At 65.5% G+C, this 15,688-nt stretch carries 14 protein-coding genes; 9 read left to right on the forward strand and 5 right to left on the reverse strand.

The window, feature by feature from the left end:
- Positions 1-233 precede the first annotated feature (233 nt).
- The 3 genes from rimI to pssA are packed head-to-tail and all read right to left on the reverse strand — an operon-like array spanning position 234 to position 1,953.
- On the reverse strand, positions 234-716 hold the full coding sequence (gene rimI / locus ACCQ04_RS17010) for a ribosomal protein S18-alanine N-acetyltransferase (protein ID WP_024939133.1): 483 nt from the start codon (positions 714-716) through the stop codon (positions 234-236).
- On the reverse strand, positions 713-1,183 hold the full coding sequence (locus ACCQ04_RS17015; RefSeq protein WP_046344356.1) for an alanine acetyltransferase: 471 nt from the start codon (positions 1,181-1,183) through the stop codon (positions 713-715). Before ACCQ04_RS17015 ends, rimI begins: the two co-directional genes overlap by 4 nt.
- Positions 1,180-1,953: a CDP-diacylglycerol--serine O-phosphatidyltransferase gene (gene pssA / locus ACCQ04_RS17020; protein WP_016902892.1), complete on the reverse strand. Its 774-nt coding sequence runs from the start codon at positions 1,951-1,953 to the stop codon at positions 1,180-1,182. Before pssA ends, ACCQ04_RS17015 begins: the two co-directional genes overlap by 4 nt.
- Positions 1,954-2,073: 120 nt before the next feature.
- Between pssA and ACCQ04_RS17025 the strand changes: the two genes are divergently transcribed.
- The 3 genes from ACCQ04_RS17025 to ACCQ04_RS17035 all read left to right on the forward strand — a co-directional run bounded on the left by ACCQ04_RS17025 (position 2,074) and on the right by ACCQ04_RS17035 (position 4,881).
- Positions 2,074-2,475, forward strand: a complete 402-nt coding sequence (locus ACCQ04_RS17025; RefSeq protein WP_024939135.1) for a DUF4124 domain-containing protein — start codon at positions 2,074-2,076, stop codon at positions 2,473-2,475.
- Between the two features lie 114 nt (positions 2,476-2,589).
- Positions 2,590-4,284, forward strand: a complete 1,695-nt coding sequence (locus ACCQ04_RS17030) for a proline--tRNA ligase (RefSeq protein WP_226427460.1) — start codon at positions 2,590-2,592, stop codon at positions 4,282-4,284.
- A 144-nt stretch (positions 4,285-4,428) separates the two neighbouring features.
- Positions 4,429-4,881 carry an H-NS histone family protein gene (locus tag ACCQ04_RS17035; RefSeq protein ID WP_024939137.1) on the forward strand — a complete coding sequence of 151 codons (453 nt, stop codon included), beginning with the start codon at positions 4,429-4,431 and terminating at the stop codon, positions 4,879-4,881.
- 59 nt (positions 4,882-4,940) lie between these two features.
- On the opposite strand, the gene ACCQ04_RS17040 is transcribed toward ACCQ04_RS17035, so the two are convergent.
- The gene (locus ACCQ04_RS17040; protein WP_024938335.1) at positions 4,941-6,200 is read right to left on the reverse strand and encodes a threonine/serine exporter family protein; all 1,260 of its coding nucleotides are present in this window, start codon (positions 6,198-6,200) and stop codon (positions 4,941-4,943) included.
- 49 nt (positions 6,201-6,249) lie between these two features.
- Between ACCQ04_RS17040 and ACCQ04_RS17045 the strand changes: the two genes are divergently transcribed.
- The 4 genes from ACCQ04_RS17045 to ACCQ04_RS17060 all read left to right on the forward strand — a co-directional run bounded on the left by ACCQ04_RS17045 (position 6,250) and on the right by ACCQ04_RS17060 (position 9,977).
- Positions 6,250-7,479 (forward strand): MlaE family ABC transporter permease, encoded by a 1,230-nt coding sequence (locus tag ACCQ04_RS17045; RefSeq protein WP_372358572.1) that lies wholly within the window; start codon positions 6,250-6,252, stop codon positions 7,477-7,479.
- A gap of 85 nt (positions 7,480-7,564) precedes the next feature.
- Positions 7,565-8,407, forward strand: coding sequence for an ABC transporter ATP-binding protein (locus ACCQ04_RS17050; RefSeq protein WP_054592900.1), 843 nt, complete (start codon positions 7,565-7,567; stop codon positions 8,405-8,407).
- A gap of 2 nt (positions 8,408-8,409) precedes the next feature.
- Complete coding sequence (locus ACCQ04_RS17055) at positions 8,410-9,336, forward strand: MlaD family protein (protein ID WP_011035876.1); 927 nt, start codon at positions 8,410-8,412, stop codon at positions 9,334-9,336.
- Positions 9,333-9,977 (forward strand): ABC-type transport auxiliary lipoprotein family protein, encoded by a 645-nt coding sequence (locus tag ACCQ04_RS17060; RefSeq protein WP_054592898.1) that lies wholly within the window; start codon positions 9,333-9,335, stop codon positions 9,975-9,977. The genes ACCQ04_RS17055 and ACCQ04_RS17060 overlap by 4 nt, the downstream gene beginning before the upstream one ends.
- A 467-nt stretch (positions 9,978-10,444) precedes the next feature.
- Here the strand turns inward: ACCQ04_RS17060 and ACCQ04_RS17065 are convergent, their stop codons facing one another.
- Positions 10,445-11,044: an alpha-ketoglutarate-dependent dioxygenase AlkB family protein gene (locus ACCQ04_RS17065; RefSeq protein WP_104552856.1), complete on the reverse strand. Its 600-nt coding sequence runs from the start codon at positions 11,042-11,044 to the stop codon at positions 10,445-10,447.
- Between the two features lie 127 nt (positions 11,045-11,171).
- On the opposite strand from ACCQ04_RS17065, the gene ACCQ04_RS17070 reads away from it, so the two are divergent.
- Positions 11,172-12,821 carry an electron transfer flavoprotein-ubiquinone oxidoreductase gene (locus tag ACCQ04_RS17070; protein WP_226427461.1) on the forward strand — a complete coding sequence of 550 codons (1,650 nt, stop codon included), beginning with the start codon at positions 11,172-11,174 and terminating at the stop codon, positions 12,819-12,821.
- 109 nt (positions 12,822-12,930) lie between these two features.
- Positions 12,931-15,666, forward strand: coding sequence for a rhamnan synthesis F family protein (locus ACCQ04_RS17075; protein ID WP_226427579.1), 2,736 nt, complete (start codon positions 12,931-12,933; stop codon positions 15,664-15,666).
- The last annotated feature ends 22 nt before the right edge of the window (positions 15,667-15,688 follow it).

Raw genomic sequence — 15,688 nt, forward strand, 5'->3', positions numbered from 1 at the left:
CGGCATCGGCGATTGCCTGTTTACCCGATCGTCTGCTGTAACGACGAAGCCGCAGCTGCCGTGAGACAGCGCAGTACCGGCGCAATCGTCCGCCCGCGACGCAAGCGCCGGGCGGAATATCTGCGGGTCGTCAGGCCCCTGACCAAGGCAAACGCGCGGCGCCTGTCAGGTGAGTGGCTGACAGTGCCAGCCGGACGTACGCGAACGCTCCCATCAGCAACCGCCGATGCCGCTCAGGAAAACCCCTCGAAGGACAACTCGATCGCCATCACCAACGCATCTTCGCGGCCGGTGTTGGAGGGGTAGTAGCGTGGGCGCCGCCCGATTTCATTGAAGCCTTCGGAGTGATACAGCGCAATCGCCGACGGGTTGGACGGGCGCACTTCCAGAAACGCCCGCCGCGCGCCGCGATCGCAGGCGCCCTTGATCAGCGCGCGCAACAGCACCCGGCCATGCCCCTGGGATTGCGCCTCCGGTGCGATGCAGACATTGAGCACGTGCGCTTCGTCGGCGGCGATGCTGATCACCCCGTAGCCAATGACCTGCCCGCCCTGCTCCATCACCCAGCCCGGATAGCCCGCCTGCAGGCAGTCGCGAAAGATGCTGCGCGTCCACGGGAACGGATAGGCGCGGTGTTCGATCTCCATCACCACATCCAGATCGCTCTCGCGCATGGCGCGTAGCGAGGTGGGCAGCGGCACGTTCAAGGCGCTCATGCCGGATCCCGACGCCGCCGCAGCGCACGCAGTTGCGGCCACAGCGCGCGCTTGGCCGCCGGGTTGCCGCGCAACTCGGCCAGCGGCCAGGATGCCATCAAGGCCTGGGTATTCGGATCGCCTGGATTGCAGCCGGAGGCGCGCAGCAATGCCATCTGCAGGCGATCGGGCATGCCGACCCGGCTGCGCCGCTGCGGCGCTGCCGATGGCGCAGTCGTGACCGCAGACGGCGCGTCGGCCGGCGCAGCGGGTGCGCTGCGCCGGACCACAGGCGGTGCCGCGGGTGGCGGCATCGACGGCGCGCGCTCCACGCGTGACGGTGCAGCCGCCGCCGGCGCATGCTCGCTCGTCTCGTCAGGCGCCGCCGCGTCCACGGCGTCGCGGTCCAGATACACGGTGTGCCCCAACGCCTGCAGATACGACACCTGCAGATCGGACCACATCGGCTCGGAGGCCAATTGACTCATGGCAACTCGGGCGTGCGCCGCCAGCGCCGCCACAGCCACATCACCGGGCCGGACAGCGCATACAGCACGCCGATCACCAGCAGCGAACGGGCCAGATCGATCACCAGCAACGCGATCACCACCGTGGCGATCGCCAGCGCCAGGAACGGCACACGGTCGGCGCGCGGACCACGCGCGCCGCCCTTGAAACTCCAGAACCGGATCCGGCTGACCATCAGCAAGGCCGCCACCACGGTGACCGCCAGCGCCAGGTAACGCAGCTGCTCGCCGTCGAAGCCCAGGCTATCGTCGGCAAAGGCCCAGACGAAGGACATCATCAGGCCGGCGGCCGCCGGGCTGGCCAGGCCGATGAACCAGCGCTTGTCGACCACGCCGACCTGCGTGTTGAAGCGCGCCAGCCGCAGCGCCGCGCAGGCCGCATACAGAAAGGCGGCCGACCAGCCGACCCGACCCATCACGTTGCTGTCGTACTTCAATGCCGACAGCGACCAGTGGTACATCACCAACGCCGGGGCCATGCCGAAGCTGACCAGGTCGGCCAGCGAGTCGTACTGCACGCCGAATTCGCTGCTGGTATTGGTCAGGCGCGCGACCCGGCCGTCCAGCCCGTCCATCACCGCGGCCACGAACACCGCCATGGCGGCCTGGACGAATTGCCCATTGGCGGCGGCGATGATGGCGTAGAAACCGGAAAACAGCCCGGCGGTGGTGAACAGGTTCGGCAGCAGGTAAATCGTGCGCGAGCGCGGGGGCGGTCTCATCTCATCCATCCGGCAAGTGTAGGGCCTGAGGTCCGTCCGGCGGTAGCGCGCCTGTGCGCCTGCGGCGTCACTTGCCAGCGCGGGCCGCGGATGCTGCAATCGCCGCGGGAATCATCCAGGGGAAGCCACATGCACCTGTCGTCCGGGCTTTGCGCCCTGCTGATGCTGGCCAGCGCCGCCGCCGGCGCGACCGATCTGTATAAATGGAAGGACGCCAAGGGCGTCACCCACTACACCGAAACCCCGCCACCGGCCGGCCAGCGCTACGAAGCGCGCCGGATCGATGCGCGCAGCGGCACCGCTGCCATCGCCGCGCCGGAAACCACCACGCCCGAATCGGCCGACTGCCTGACCGCACGCCGCAACCTGGAACTGCTCAGCGGCAAGGGCGAGGTCACCATGGGCGCCGGCGCCGACGGCAAGCCCGGCACCCCGCTGGACCCGGACGCACGCGCGGCGCAGCGCAATCTCGCCGAGGCGGCCGCCAAGGCCTATTGCAAGCCGGCAGCGAGCGGCAATCCGGCCACCTGAGCCGGCCCGGGACCGGCCACATACCGGTCCCGGCATCCGGCCGATCGGCCGGTGCCCCTGACCGGCAGGGCGCGAGACTGGCAAACTATGGGCTTTCCGCTCAAGCGAAGCCCGATGCGTCTTTCCCAGTTCCACCTGCACACCACCAAGGAAACCCCGGCCGACGCCGAGCTGGTCAGCCACCGTCTGATGCTGCGCGCGGGCATGATCCGCAAGCTGGCCTCCGGGCTGTACACCTGGTCGCCACTGGGTCTGCGCGTGCTGCGCAAGGTCGAGGCCATCGTGCGCGAGGAGATGAATCGCGCCGGGGCGGTGGAAGTGCTGTTCCCCACCATCCAGCCGCGCGAGCTGTGGGACGCCACCGGCCGCTGGGAGAAGTTCGGCGGGCAGTTGCTCAAGATCAAGGATCGCAAGGAGCAGGAGTTCTGCTACAGCCCGACCGCCGAAGAGGCCGCGGCCGAATTCGCGCGCCAGGAGATCAACAGCTACAAGCAGCTGCCGCTGAACTTCTACCAGATCCAGACCAAGTTCCGCGATGAGATCCGCCCGCGCTTCGGGGTGATGCGCGCGCGCGAATTCCTGATGAAGGATGCCTATTCCTTCCATCTCACCGATGCCGACATGGCGCGCGAATACGACAACATGCGCGCGGCCTATACCCGCATCTTTACCCGGCTGGGGCTGGAATTCCGCGCCGTGCAGGCCGACTCCGGCGCCATCGGCGGCGACGCCTCGCAGGAATTCCACGTCATCGCCGCCTCCGGCGAGGACTCGCTGGCGTTCTCCACCGGCTCCGATTACGCCGCCAACGTGGAAACCGCCAGCGCCGCCCTGCCCGCCCCGCGCGCTGCGGCTGGCGAGGCAATGCGCCAGGTCGCAACGCCCACCCAGAAGACCTGCGAAGACGTCGCCCAGTTGCTGGGCATCGCGCTGCAGCGCACGGTCAAGTCGGTGGCGGTGATGACCGAAGCCGGCTTCGTGCTGGTGCTGGTGCGCGGCGATCATGCCGTCAACGAGATCAAGCTTGGCAAGGTCGCCGGCCTGGCTGGTTACCGCCTGGCCAACGAAACCGAAATCCGCGACCACCTCGGCTGCGAGCCGGGCTTTCTGGGTCCGATCAATACCGCCCGCCCGGTGCGCGTGGTGGCCGATCGCGACGTCGCGGCGCTGGCCGATTTCGTGGTCGGCGCCAATGTGCCCGGCGCGCACCTGGTGGGCGTCAACTGGGGCCGCGACCTGCCCGAACCGGAAACCGTTGCCGATGTGCGCAACGTCATCGACGGCGAACGCGCGGCCGACGGCGGCGAGCTGCGGCTGGCCCGCGGCATCGAGGTGGGGCATGTGTTCCAGCTCGGCAGCCAGTATGCGCAGGCATTGCAGGCCACCGTGATCGACGAGAACGGCAAGCCCGCAGTGATGAAGATGGGCTGCTACGGCATCGGCATATCGCGCATCGTGGCCGCGGCGATCGAGCAGAATCACGACGATGCCGGCATCGTCTGGCCCGCGCCGATGGCACCGTGGCAGGTGGTGGTCTGCATCATCAACCCCAAGCAGGATGCGCAGGTGGTTGCCGCCGCTCAGGCATTGCTGGACGAATTGCTTGACGCAGGCATTGAAGCGGCGCTGGACGATCGCGGCCTGCGCCCGGGTGCGATGTTTGCCGATATGGAACTGCTGGGCATTCCGCATCGGGTGGTGGTCTCCGAACGCGGATTGGTCGCCGGTACCTTTGAATATCGTGCCCGTACTGCGGAAGCAGCAGAAAACCTGGATAAGGCCGGATTATTCTCCCGCCTGGGTCGTTGATCAAATCACCCGAAACTACTTCGATTAGATGAACACAATGCGCCGGAGTATTTCGGCGCATTTGTCACCCGGGTTTTCTGACATTATGATGGCCAGCGCTGCCACGGACCGGCATTCTTTTCTCTCTCATCTTCCGGAGTAGTGATGTCGATCGATCTTAGCGGCCTGTCGGCCAAGCAATTGGGTGCCCTGATCAAAAACGCGAAAAAGCAGCAGACCGTGGTTGCCAAGCGCGCCCCGATTGCCAAGGTCCGCACGCAGCTGACCCGCGCGGCAAAAGCCCAGGGTTATTCCATCGAAGAATTGTTTGGCGCCAGCGCCGGTGCGGGCCGTTCGGCTGCCGCTGCCAAGCCGGGTCCGCGCGCCGGCCGCAAGCTGGGCAAGGTTGCGCCGAAGTATCGCAACCCCGCCAATCCCCAGGAAGCCTGGACCGGCCGCGGCAAGCAGCCGCGCTGGCTGGCCGAACTGACCGCCGCCGGCAAGAAGGTCGAAGACTTTCTGATCAGCAAGGTCAGCGCCAAGAAGACCCCGGCCAAGAAGGCCGCGCCGCGCAAAGCTGCCACCAAGCGCGTGACCAAGAAGCCCAAGGCGGCTTGATTGTTACCAATAAAAAACGCCGGCAGTGCCGGCGTTTTTTATTGCGCGTTTTCTGCCGGTCATAAATTCTTGCGGGCCGGAATCAACAGATTGCCGAACAGCAATCCGGCCATCAAGGCCATCACGATATTGGTCACCGCCAATAGCGCGGCCTGCCCCACACTGACATCCTGTTGCTGTATCAGGGTCAGAAAGCCGCGCAGGCTGACACTGCCCGGAACCAGCATGATGATGCCGGGCAAACGGATCAATGCCCCGGGTTTTTGTATCACCCGCCCGAACAGATTACCGGCGGCGGTCAATGCCATGGCCGATGCAAAGACACCGGCCGGACCGCCCCAGGCGTGCCCGGCATAACGCGCGATGACATACCCGGACATGGCCGCCGCCATGATCCATAAATAATCGCGTCGATTGGCCTTGAACAACACCGCAAACGCATAAGCGGCCACCAGCAGCGAGGCCCATTCCACCCAGCCGGCCTGCGGGCGCAATGCGGCCACCTGCGGATGCAGGCCGAGCACCTGGGTCAGCGTCACCGCGATCACTGCACCGACGGTGAGCTTGAGCACCGTGGTCACCGCACCGGCCAGCCGCGCCGTGCCCGAGACCCAGTGCTGGCTGGCCAGTTCGTTGAAGGCATTGGTCAACGACATGCCGGGCAGCAGCACCACCAGCGAGGCGATGATCACCGTGTTGAGGTTCAGTGGCCCGACCAGCGACGCCACCACTGCGGCCACCACCCCGGCCAGCAGGCCGGCCAGCGCCTCGCCGGCTTCCTTGGTCGCCGGCCGCCTGTCGGTGTATTGGGTCAGCAGGCCGATCGACATGCCGATCGCGCCGGCGGTGGCGATATCCAGCCAGGGCAGTTTCCACAGCCCTGCCACGCCGGCGGCGGCCAGCCCGAATGCCAGCACCTGCATGGTCTTGCCGCGCCGATCGACCTCGCGGTCCAGCCGCCGCAGCGCGGTGTGGCCCTGCGCGATGCTCATGCGCCCGTTGGCCACGCCGTCGGCCACGTAATCGGCCACGCTGAGCTTGTAAAGGTCGTTCTCGCCCGGAGCCAGCCGGATCACCCGGGTGATGTCGCTGGAGCCGATGGCCTTGGTCGGGTCGCTGAAGCTCAAAATGATCCCGGTGGGATTGGACCAGGGCTCGCAGTCCAGGCCCAGCTTGTGCGACAGCCCGACCACGGCGGCCTCCAGGCGCTGCGCCGTGGTGCCGTAGGAATGCAGGCGTCCGGCGATTTCCGAAACAAAGGCGACGCGCTGGGCATAGGTGGCGCTGGCGGACGGTTGGACGACGGTGGCAGCGGACATGCGTGGCGGGTCGGATCGGAGAAACGCCGTCTGGCGAGGCCGTCAGTGTATGCCGCAGCGCACCTGGCCGGCGCGCCGATTGTCTGTGCCGGGACCGCAGCGGCGAAGCGTCCCCATCATTCGCTCACGCCGGGCGCGGTATGCTGGCGCCACGGACAGGCCACCCATGATCAAAGCGCAACCTCCACGCATCGAACAAGACTCGCAGGATCACGCACAGGTCCGCCTTGCTGGCAGTTGGGTCCTGGCGACCGCGTTGCCCCAGGCCGAGCTGCTGCAGGCTGTGCCCGAAGGGATCCGGCGCATCGACGCGCGCGGCATCGGGCAACTGGACTCGGCCGGGGTGCTGCAGCTGCTGCGCTTCGCCAGCCGCATGGGCCTGAAGGAAGACGCGATCGACTTCCGCGATGAGCACCAGGCGCTGGTGTGCACCATCGAGGAACTCAACGACGAACGCCCCAAGCCCAAACGCGACTACGGCTTCGTCGCCGCGCTGGACCGTCTGGGCCGCACCACCCACGGCGTCGGCCAGGGCATTCTGGAGCTGAACAGCTTTCTGGGCGAGAACCTGGTCAAGATCGCGCGGCTGATCCACGAGCCGCGGCGCTTCCGCCTGACCTCCACCGTGCACCACATGGAGCAGGTCGGCCTGGATGCGGTGCCGCTGGTGGTGCTGCTGTCGTATCTGGTCGGCGCGGTGATCGCATTCCTGGGCTCGACCATCCTGCGCGACTTCGGCGCGGAGATTTACGTGGTGGAGCTGGTGTCGATCGCCTTCCTGCGCGAATTCGCGGTGCTGCTGACCGCCATCGTGCTGGCCGGGCGCACCGCCAGTGCGTTTACCGCGCAGATCGGTGCGATGAAATCGCGCGAGGAAGTGGACGCGATCCGCACCCTGGGCCTGGACCCGATCGACCTGCTGGTGATTCCGCGCCTGCTTGCGCTGATCTTCACCCTGCCGCTGCTGACCTTCATCGCGATGATCGCCGGCCTGGCCGGTGGCGTCACCGTGGGCGCATTCGATCTGGATATCCCGCCGCAGATGTACCTGGCGCGCATGCACGACACCATCCAGCTGCGGCATTTCCTGGTCGGCCTATCCAAGGCGCCGCTGTTTGCGCTGGTGATCGGCCTGATCGGCTGCCTGGAAGGCCTGAAGGTCAGCGGCACCGCGCAGTCGGTTGGCGAACGCACCACCTCCTCGGTGGTGCAGACGATTTCCTTGGTCATCATCCTCGACGCGGTCGCCGCGCTGTGGTTCATGAAGATGGGGTGGTGATGAGGCTGGGATTCGACATTCGGGATTCGGAATTCGTGCAAGGCAGGAGCGCAGCTGGCGCCCTGACACTCGGGAGAACTGTGCTGTGACCAATCCCGAATCCCAAATCCCCAATCCCGGCACAGAGACCGACGCCGACGACGACCAGCTGGCGATTTCGGTGCGCGGGCTGACCAATCGCTTCGGCAGCCAGGTCGTGCATGAGGACCTGGACTTGGACGTACGTCGCGGCGAGATCCTGGGCGTGGTCGGCGGCTCGGGCACCGGCAAGTCGGTGCTGATGCGCAGCATCCTGGGCCTGCGCGAGCCCGACGCCGGCAGCATCCAGGTGTTGGGTGCGGACGCACGCTCGGGCCGTTTCGCCGACCGCCAGCACATCACCCGCAATACCGGGGTGCTGTTTCAGGACGGCGCGCTGTTCTCGTCGATGACCGTCGGCGAAAACGTGCAGGTCCCGCTGAAGGAACATCACGGCGAGTTTCCCGAGCGCTGGTATTTCGAGCTGGCGCTGCTGAAGATCAAGCTGGCCGGCCTGCCGGCCGATGCGCTGGACAAGCTGCCCTCGCAATTGTCCGGCGGCATGCGCAAGCGCGCCGGCCTGGCGCGGGCGCTGGCGCTGGATCCGCCGCTGCTGTTTCTGGACGAGCCCACCGCCGGGCTGGACCCGATCGGCGCGGCCGCCTTCGACCGGTTGATCCGCACCCTGCAACAGGCGCTGGGCCTGACCGTGTTCCTGATCACGCATGACCTGGATACGCTGTACGCCATCTGCGACCGCATCGCGGTGCTGGCCGATCGCAAGGTGATCGCCAACGCGCCGCTGGCCGAAGTCGAGCAGATCGACCACCCCTGGATCCAGGAATATTTCCACGGTCCGCGCGCCCGCGCCGCGCGCGCGGCCAAGACCGACTCCACCGAGACCGCCTGAGCATGGAAACCAAAGCCAATTACGTCCTGATCGGCGCCTTCACCATCGTGGCGGGCCTGGCCCTGCTGCTGTTCGGGCTATGGGCCGCGAAATACTCCTCCGACCGTACCTGGCAGCAATACCGGGTGGTGTTCCGCGAGGCGGTAACCGGCCTGTCGGTCGGCAGCCCGGTGCAATACAACGGCATCGCGGTCGGCTCGATAACCGAGCTGACGCTGGCGCCGAACGACCCGCGCCAGGTGGTCGCGCACGTGCGGGTGAACTCCACCACGCCGATCAAGAGCGATACGCGCGCCAAGCTGGCCATCACCAGCCTGACCGGCCCGTCGATCATCCAGCTCTCCGGCGGCACGCCCGAGGCCCCGTCGCTGACCACCATCGACAAGAGCGATGCGCCGATCATCCAGACCACGCCGTCGGCGCTGCAGAACATCACAGACACCGCCAACCGCATCGTCGAGCGCATGGACCAGATGCTCTCAGACAAGAACGTGGCCAGCATCACCGCCACCTTGCAGAATCTGGAAAAGATCAGTGGTGGCATCGCCGACCGCGACGAAGGCATGCAGGCGCTGATCGTCAGCGCGCGCGATGCCGCACGCAATCTGGACACCACCCTGACCACCACCAACGGCACCATCAAGCGGCTGGACCAGAATCTGGTGCAGCAGCTGCCGGGCATCCTGGAAAAGCTCGACGCCACCCTGGTCAAGCTGGATTCGGCAGCCGGCAACGCCGACAACATCCTTGGCGAGAACCGCGCGGCCATCAATAGTTTTGCCAACGACGGACTGGGCCAGCTCGGGCCCACGCTGACCGAATTGCGCGGCCTGATCCGCGACCTGCGCCGGGTCAGCGACAAACTGGACAACAACCCTGCGCGCTACCTGCTCGGCCGCGACGCACCCAAGGAGTTCGAACCGAAATGACTGCCATGCGCCTGTTGCGTCCCATGTTGTGCGTCTCGTTGCTGGCGCTGGGCGGCTGCTCGGTGTTGACCGGCGGCGACAAGAAGCCGGCCACCATCTACGCACCTAACGTGCGGATTGCGCCGAACCCGTCCTGGCCGCAGGTGAGCTGGCAGCTGTCGGTGTCCAAGCCCAGCGCCGCGCGGGTGATCGACAGCCCGCGCATCAACGTGCGCCCGACCCCGGGCGAGTTGCAGGTCTATCACGGCGCAGGCTGGGCGCAGCCGGCCACCGACATGCTGGAAGACAGCGTGGTCCGCGCGTTCGAGGACTCCGGCAAGATCGCCGCCGTCGCCCGTATCGGCACCGGCATCCGCTCCGACTACAAGCTGGCGATCGACCTGCGCCGCTTCGAGTCCGACTACGCCGGCCAGTCGCTGCCCTCGGCCACCATCGAACTCAATGCCAAACTGCTGCACGCCGCCGATCAGCGCGTGGTGGCTTCGCGCACCTTCCTGGTCGCACGCCCGTCCAGCGGCACCGACACGGCTGCGGTGGCAGCGGCATTCGAACAGGCGATGACGCAGGTCACCACCGAACTGGTCGGCTGGACCTTGGTCACCGGCCAGCAGGACAGCCAGAGCCTGCCGCGTCCGCTGTAAGCGCAGGCGACAGATCTTAGAGCGGTTAACAAAGCACTTCACGCCGGTCTACCGCGGGGCGGCTAATCTGCGGCCTGGCTGCAGGGCCCTTGCCCGCCCACCATCGCGGGACACGCCGCAAGTACGTCCATGTAGGCTCTTCTGCGGCATCCATGCCGCAGAAGGTCCCGCGACGGTGGGCGGGCAAGGACCAGTCAAGATGGTCGGTGTGCATGGCTTTCAACAAAGCAGCCAACAAACTGTCTGGTGCGGTGTCCTCACCGATTGCGGGACCGTGTGGCGGCATGGATGCCGCCACCGAGCCCCCAGGGACGGGTTCACGGCGTGTCCCGCGAGCGGTGAGGGCACCGCGCCCTCGACCCACTCAGCGTTTGACTCGCACTGCTGACTACATCCCCCCAGATGTGGACAAAAAAACCACTGCACTCACTGCCAGCCAAGCGCTCGCTACGCTTCGTTAGCCGCTCTTATGGCGGGGACACGCGCGGCGCAATCTGGCGAAAGGTCAGATTGATGCGCTCGCCGATGGGCTTTGCGGTGCGCGGCAATGCATGCTTGTAGTGGCGCTGGGTCTCGCCTGCCATCAGCAGCAGATCGCCGTGCCCCAATTCCAGCGTCTGCTTCAACGCAGCATCGTCGCGATGCTTGAATGCAAAGCGCCGCGTCGCGCCCAGGCTTACCGAGGCGATCAACGGTCGCGCCCCCAACTCCGGCTCGTCGTCGCTATGCCAGCCCATCGCATCGTTGCCGCTGCGGTAACGGTTGGCCAGCACGCTGTTGAACAGCGCCCCGGTCTCAGCCTGCAGACGTGCGCGTAAAGGCTGCAACACCTCCAGCCACGGCTGCGGCGCGAACTGCGTGCCCGAGTAGCGATAGCTGGCGCCCGCATCGCCCATCCAGCTGCTCAGACGCGGCGAATCCACCGTCCGCCCGAACATGCGGATGCGATGCACCTCCCACTGCACCTGCGTCAGCAGCGCCTGCAGCAGCGCATCGGCCTGCGCGCGCGGCAACCAGCCGCGACACCAGGCGATCTCCGCTTGCGGCAATGCCACCCGAATCTTCATGCATCAAACGCTAGCACGCGCCCGCTGAGTGGAGGCTGCGCGGCGCGGATGAATCGATCCGATTTGCCGCCGTCACATCGAATCCCGGAAAATGCGCGGCAGCCATCGAGCCAACGGGAGCGGAGCAATGTCGGAAGCAGGAGTCGGCGCAAATGCGCCAGAGACGGTCGAGCGCGACGTGATGGAGTACGACGTCGTCACCGTCGGCGCCGGTCCGGCCGGGCTGGCCTTTGCGATCCGGCTCAAGCAGCTCGATCCGGCCATCAGCGTCTGCGTGATCGAAAAATCCAGCACCATCGGTGCGCATATCCTGTCCGGCGCGGTGATCGAGCCGGGCCCGCTGGATGCCTTGCTGCCGGGCTGGCGCGACAACCCGCCGCCGATCTGCGTGGCTGCCACCGACGACGAATTCTGGTTTCTCGGCAAGGACAGCGCGCGCAAGTTCCCGGTGGTGCCGCCAGGCATGCGCAACCACGGCAATTTCATCGTCAGCCTGGGCGCAATGTGCGCCTGGCTGGCGCCGCAGGCCGAAGCGCTGGGTGTGGAGATCTACCCCGGCTTTGCCGCCGCCGAAACCCTGCACGACGACAACGGCCAGGTCATCGGCGTGCGTATCGGCGACATGGGCGTGGCCAAGGACGGTTCGCACAAGCCCGGTTACACCGCCGGCATCGATATCCGTGCCAAGGTCACCGTGCTGGCCGAAGGCGCGCGCGGGCATCTGACCAAGCGCCTGCTCAAACGCTTCGACCTCACCGCCGACGCCGACCCGCAGGGCTATTCGATCGGCATCAAGGAGCTGTGGCAGGTACCGGAGGGGCGCGTCAGTCCCGGCAAGATCGTGCACACACTGGGCTGGCCGGCCGACAACCGCACCTACGGCGGCAGCTTCCTGTATCACCTGGACAACAACCAGATCGCGCTCGGTTACGTGAGCGGACTGGACTACAGCGACCCGAAGTACCAGCCGTGGGAAGCCTTCCAGCAATGGAAGAACCACGCACTGATCAAGCCATTGCTGGAAGGCGGCAGCATCCTCTCGGCCGGCGCGCGAGCCATCGTCACCGGCGGCTGGCAATCGCTGCCGAAGGTGGAAATGCCCGGTGCCCTGCTGATCGGCGATACCGCCGGCCTGCTCAACGTGCCCAAGATCAAGGGCACCCATCAGGCGATCCGCAGCGGCATGCTGGCCGCCGAACATCTGGTGCAATCGCAGCTGGCGCCGCAAGGCTTCGACGCGAAACTGCGCGCGTCCGATGCGATGGCCGAGCTCAAGCAGGTGCGCAATATCAAGCCCGGTTTCAAGAAGGGTTTGTGGTTCGGCCTGCTCAATGCCGCCTGGGAAACCGCGCTCAAGGGCGCCTCGCCATGGACGCTGAAGAACAAACCCGACTGGTCGGCATTGCACAAGATCGGCGACTACGAGCAAGCCAACCGCGACTACGGCACGCGCGAGCTCGCCCCGCGCGACCGCCTTCAGGCGGTCTACTTCGCTGCCACCGAGCACGACGAAGACCAGCCCGTGCATCTGAAGGTGCTCGACACCGACGTCTGCGCCACCCGCTGCGTACAGGAGTACGACAACCCCTGCACCCGCTTCTGCCCGGCCAACGTCTACGAAATGGTCGCAGACACCGGCAGCCCCTCCGGCAAGCGCCTGCAGATCAACGCCGCCAACTGCGTGCACTGCAAGACCTGCGACATCAAGGACCCGTACGAGATCATCACCTGGGTCACCCCGGAGGGTGGTTCGGGCCCGAACTACCATAATCTGTGAGTAGCCAGTGGCGTACCGCGTGACCGGCAGTCTTTCCAAACTCATGGCTGCGGCGCGTCGCTCGGTAGAACTCCATGGCGGCGGTTTCTCCGGCGCAACCGCAGTCGCAATACGGGCACTCAAGCTGATACGCGCCTTGGGAATTCGTGGCTTGGTGGGGCGGTTACAGCTAGCCGGGCGCGCACGCCCGGCGGTTCATCGCCTGCCTGACCAACACCCATTCCCCGCGCCTGCTCCCCTGTCGCAGCTGCAGCTCAAGATTGGCGTGATGCTGCACGTCTTCTATCCCGACCTGATCGACGAATTCGCGCAGTCGCTCCAGCACATGCCGGTGGGTTATGACCTGCTGGTATCGGTGATGGATGACACAGCCGCAGCTCAGGCGCGCGAGCGCTTTTCAAAGCTGCCGCAGGTCGAGAAGCTCGAGATACGCGTCGTGCCCAATCGCGGCCGTGACATCGCACCGCTCTTGGTGACGTTTCGCGAGCAGATCCTGGCATTGGATGTTGTCGGCCATCTGCATACGAAAAAGTCGCTATATACCGGCAGTGAGCAAGGCGAGTGGCGTCGCTACCTGGTGTCATCCCTGATGGGGGGCCCGGAGCGTATCGCCTGGCAACTGGGGATGTTTCAGGCCGAGCCCCGGCTTGGCATGCTTTATCCCGAAAGTTACGAGCGGGTGCTGCTGTGGGCGCATACCTGGCTCAGCAATTTCAGCGTCTGTCGCACACTTGCCCAGCGACTTGGATTCGACATCAGCCCCTCGGAGTACATCGATTTTCCTGCCGGATCGATGTTCTGGGCGAAGGTGGATGCACTGCGGTCGTTGTACGCACTGAATCTGGAACTCAAGGACTTCCCCGAAGAGCACGGGCAGATCGACGGCACCCTGCACCACGCAGTGGAACGCTTGTTCGTCGCTGTGGTGCGCCATCAGCGGTATCGCATCGGCATTCTGCCGCAAGACGGGACGCTGTCACTCAGCGACGAGGGTGGACGCAACTGGCAGGCGTCGCTCGAGACGCCGATCGCCACACGATTGACACTGTCGTCCCTGCAGGCTCGACTGGTGTCGCTGGATATATTCGACACCTTGGTGGTGAGGCCATTCCTGTTTCCGGCCGGTGCCCGCGCTTTTCTTGCCCACCTGATAGCACGCCAATTCGGGATCGGAAATTTTCTAGAACTACGCGAACTTGCCGAGTCAAAAGCGCGCCATCAACGTGGCGCCGATGTCGATCTATCGAGCATCTACGCCACACTGGCTGGCCTGCCCGATGCGAAGGGACTTCCGACCAGCGCCCTCCAGGCACTGGAAGTGGCCCTGGAAGCCCGGCTGCTGCGACCACGCCAGGGCGTGATCGCAGCAGCGACGCAACTAAAGCAACGTGGCATCCGCCTGGTTGCGCTTTCGGACATGTATCTGGATAGCGCATTGCTGCAGCAGGTCCTGCCACCAGAAGTCAGCGCACTGCCGGCTGCCTGGTATGTGTCCTGCGAGACGGGCTGGCGCAAGGATGCCGACAATGTCTGGAGGGAGCTGCCGGCCCTCGAGAAAATCGATGCCTCCCAGTGGCTGCATGTCGGCGACAACGAACATGCAGATGTCCAGCGTCCACAGATGCACAAGCTGTTGACACCGGTGCATGTGCTTCGGCCATCCGCACTGCTGGAGGTGATTCCTGCATTGCGCCCGCTGAGAGCCGCTTCGGGGGCGGCAACCCGGTGGCAGGACCAGTTGTGGCTTGGCCTGCTGGCCAATCGGTTCGCCGATCTTGCCGACCGGCACCCGGACACGTTGATGCCCTTGCCGGTTCTTTCACCGGCCTGTCTTGGCTATGTGGTGATCGGTCCGCTGATCTTCGATTATCTCGCCTGGCTGATCCGCACGGCGACGCAACGCAATATCGAAACGATCTTGTTCCTGAGCCGGGAAGGCCACCTGCTGGAGCAGGGGTTCCAGCTGGTGAGGCAGACATCCCCTGCACTGCAGCAGCTGCATGGCAAGTATCTGCTGGCGTCGCGGCGGGGAACCGGAACCCCTTCACTGCATGCGCCGGATGATCTTGCACTGCTGCTGGATAGCACCTACACCGGAACACTGGGCAACCTGGTACAGGCGCGCCTGGGAGAGGCTGCAGCACATATTCTGGAACGTCGCCTGGGCCGCCCGGTCATGCAACGCGATGTCTACCTGCCGGAGATGCATGCCGAGCTGCTGGAACTGATTGCCCCGGCGATCAACGAACTGCTGGCGCTTGCCGAAACTGAAAGGACGGCTTACCTGCATTACTGGAGAGCGATTGCAGGCGACGGCACCGCCATGGTGGCCGATATAGGTTATTCCGGCACCATCCAGGCCAACCTCACAAGATTGACCGGACAGCCGCTGGGTGGCGCTTATTTTGCATTGAACGGACGCGCCACAAAGATTACTGCGCAGAGCTGGGCAGCCGCTCGCTATTTCGATGGGCGTACCGAGAGCGACCCGGAGCAGTCAGCGATCCTGCGCCACGACCTGCTTTTGGAAACACTGCTCACCGCTCCTTCGCCGCAATTTTCCTGCTTCACAGCCAGCAACGACGTTCCGACTGCGGTCTACGCCCATCCGGAACTGTCGACAGCGCAATGGGCGACGATCGCGCAGGTGCACGAAGGTGCGTTGGCGTTCATTGCAGACGTCTGCCAGGTTGCACAGGACCAAAGCTACCTGCTGGACTTCGACCGAACCTCGGTCCAGATCCCGCTGCAATGCATCGGTTCCGGACGCTGGCAGGCGCCGTGGCTGGCGGATCTGCAACTGGACGACCGTTTCACCGGACGCGGCGTGGTGCGGGCCGGATGACCTGACGGCCGTCCGGCCTTGC

This window comes from Xanthomonas sp. NCPPB 2866 (genome assembly GCF_041475745.2).
In the GTDB taxonomy this organism is placed as follows: domain Bacteria; phylum Pseudomonadota; class Gammaproteobacteria; order Xanthomonadales; family Xanthomonadaceae; genus Xanthomonas; species Xanthomonas arboricola.

Excerpts from the sequence above, each read along its gene's own strand:
- ACCQ04_RS17030 (WP_226427460.1), top strand. The coding sequence starts at position 2,590 with ATGCGTCTTTCCCAGTTCCACCTGCACACCACCAAGGAAACCCCGGCC.
- pssA (WP_016902892.1), bottom strand. The coding sequence starts at position 1,953 with ATGGATGAGATGAGACCGCCCCCGCGCTCGCGCACGATTTACCTGCTG.
- ACCQ04_RS17045 (WP_372358572.1), top strand. The coding sequence starts at position 6,250 with ATGCCGCAGCGCACCTGGCCGGCGCGCCGATTGTCTGTGCCGGGACCG.
- ACCQ04_RS17065 (WP_104552856.1), bottom strand. The coding sequence starts at position 11,044 with ATGAAGATTCGGGTGGCATTGCCGCAAGCGGAGATCGCCTGGTGTCGC.
- ACCQ04_RS17055 (WP_011035876.1), top strand. The coding sequence starts at position 8,410 with ATGGAAACCAAAGCCAATTACGTCCTGATCGGCGCCTTCACCATCGTG.
- ACCQ04_RS17015 (WP_046344356.1), bottom strand. The coding sequence starts at position 1,183 with ATGAGTCAATTGGCCTCCGAGCCGATGTGGTCCGATCTGCAGGTGTCG.
- rimI (WP_024939133.1), bottom strand. The coding sequence starts at position 716 with ATGAGCGCCTTGAACGTGCCGCTGCCCACCTCGCTACGCGCCATGCGC.
- ACCQ04_RS17040 (WP_024938335.1), bottom strand. The coding sequence starts at position 6,200 with ATGTCCGCTGCCACCGTCGTCCAACCGTCCGCCAGCGCCACCTATGCC.
- ACCQ04_RS17025 (WP_024939135.1), top strand. The coding sequence starts at position 2,074 with ATGCACCTGTCGTCCGGGCTTTGCGCCCTGCTGATGCTGGCCAGCGCC.
- ACCQ04_RS17035 (WP_024939137.1), top strand. The coding sequence starts at position 4,429 with ATGTCGATCGATCTTAGCGGCCTGTCGGCCAAGCAATTGGGTGCCCTG.
- ACCQ04_RS17070 (WP_226427461.1), top strand. The coding sequence starts at position 11,172 with ATGTCGGAAGCAGGAGTCGGCGCAAATGCGCCAGAGACGGTCGAGCGC.
- ACCQ04_RS17060 (WP_054592898.1), top strand. The coding sequence starts at position 9,333 with ATGACTGCCATGCGCCTGTTGCGTCCCATGTTGTGCGTCTCGTTGCTG.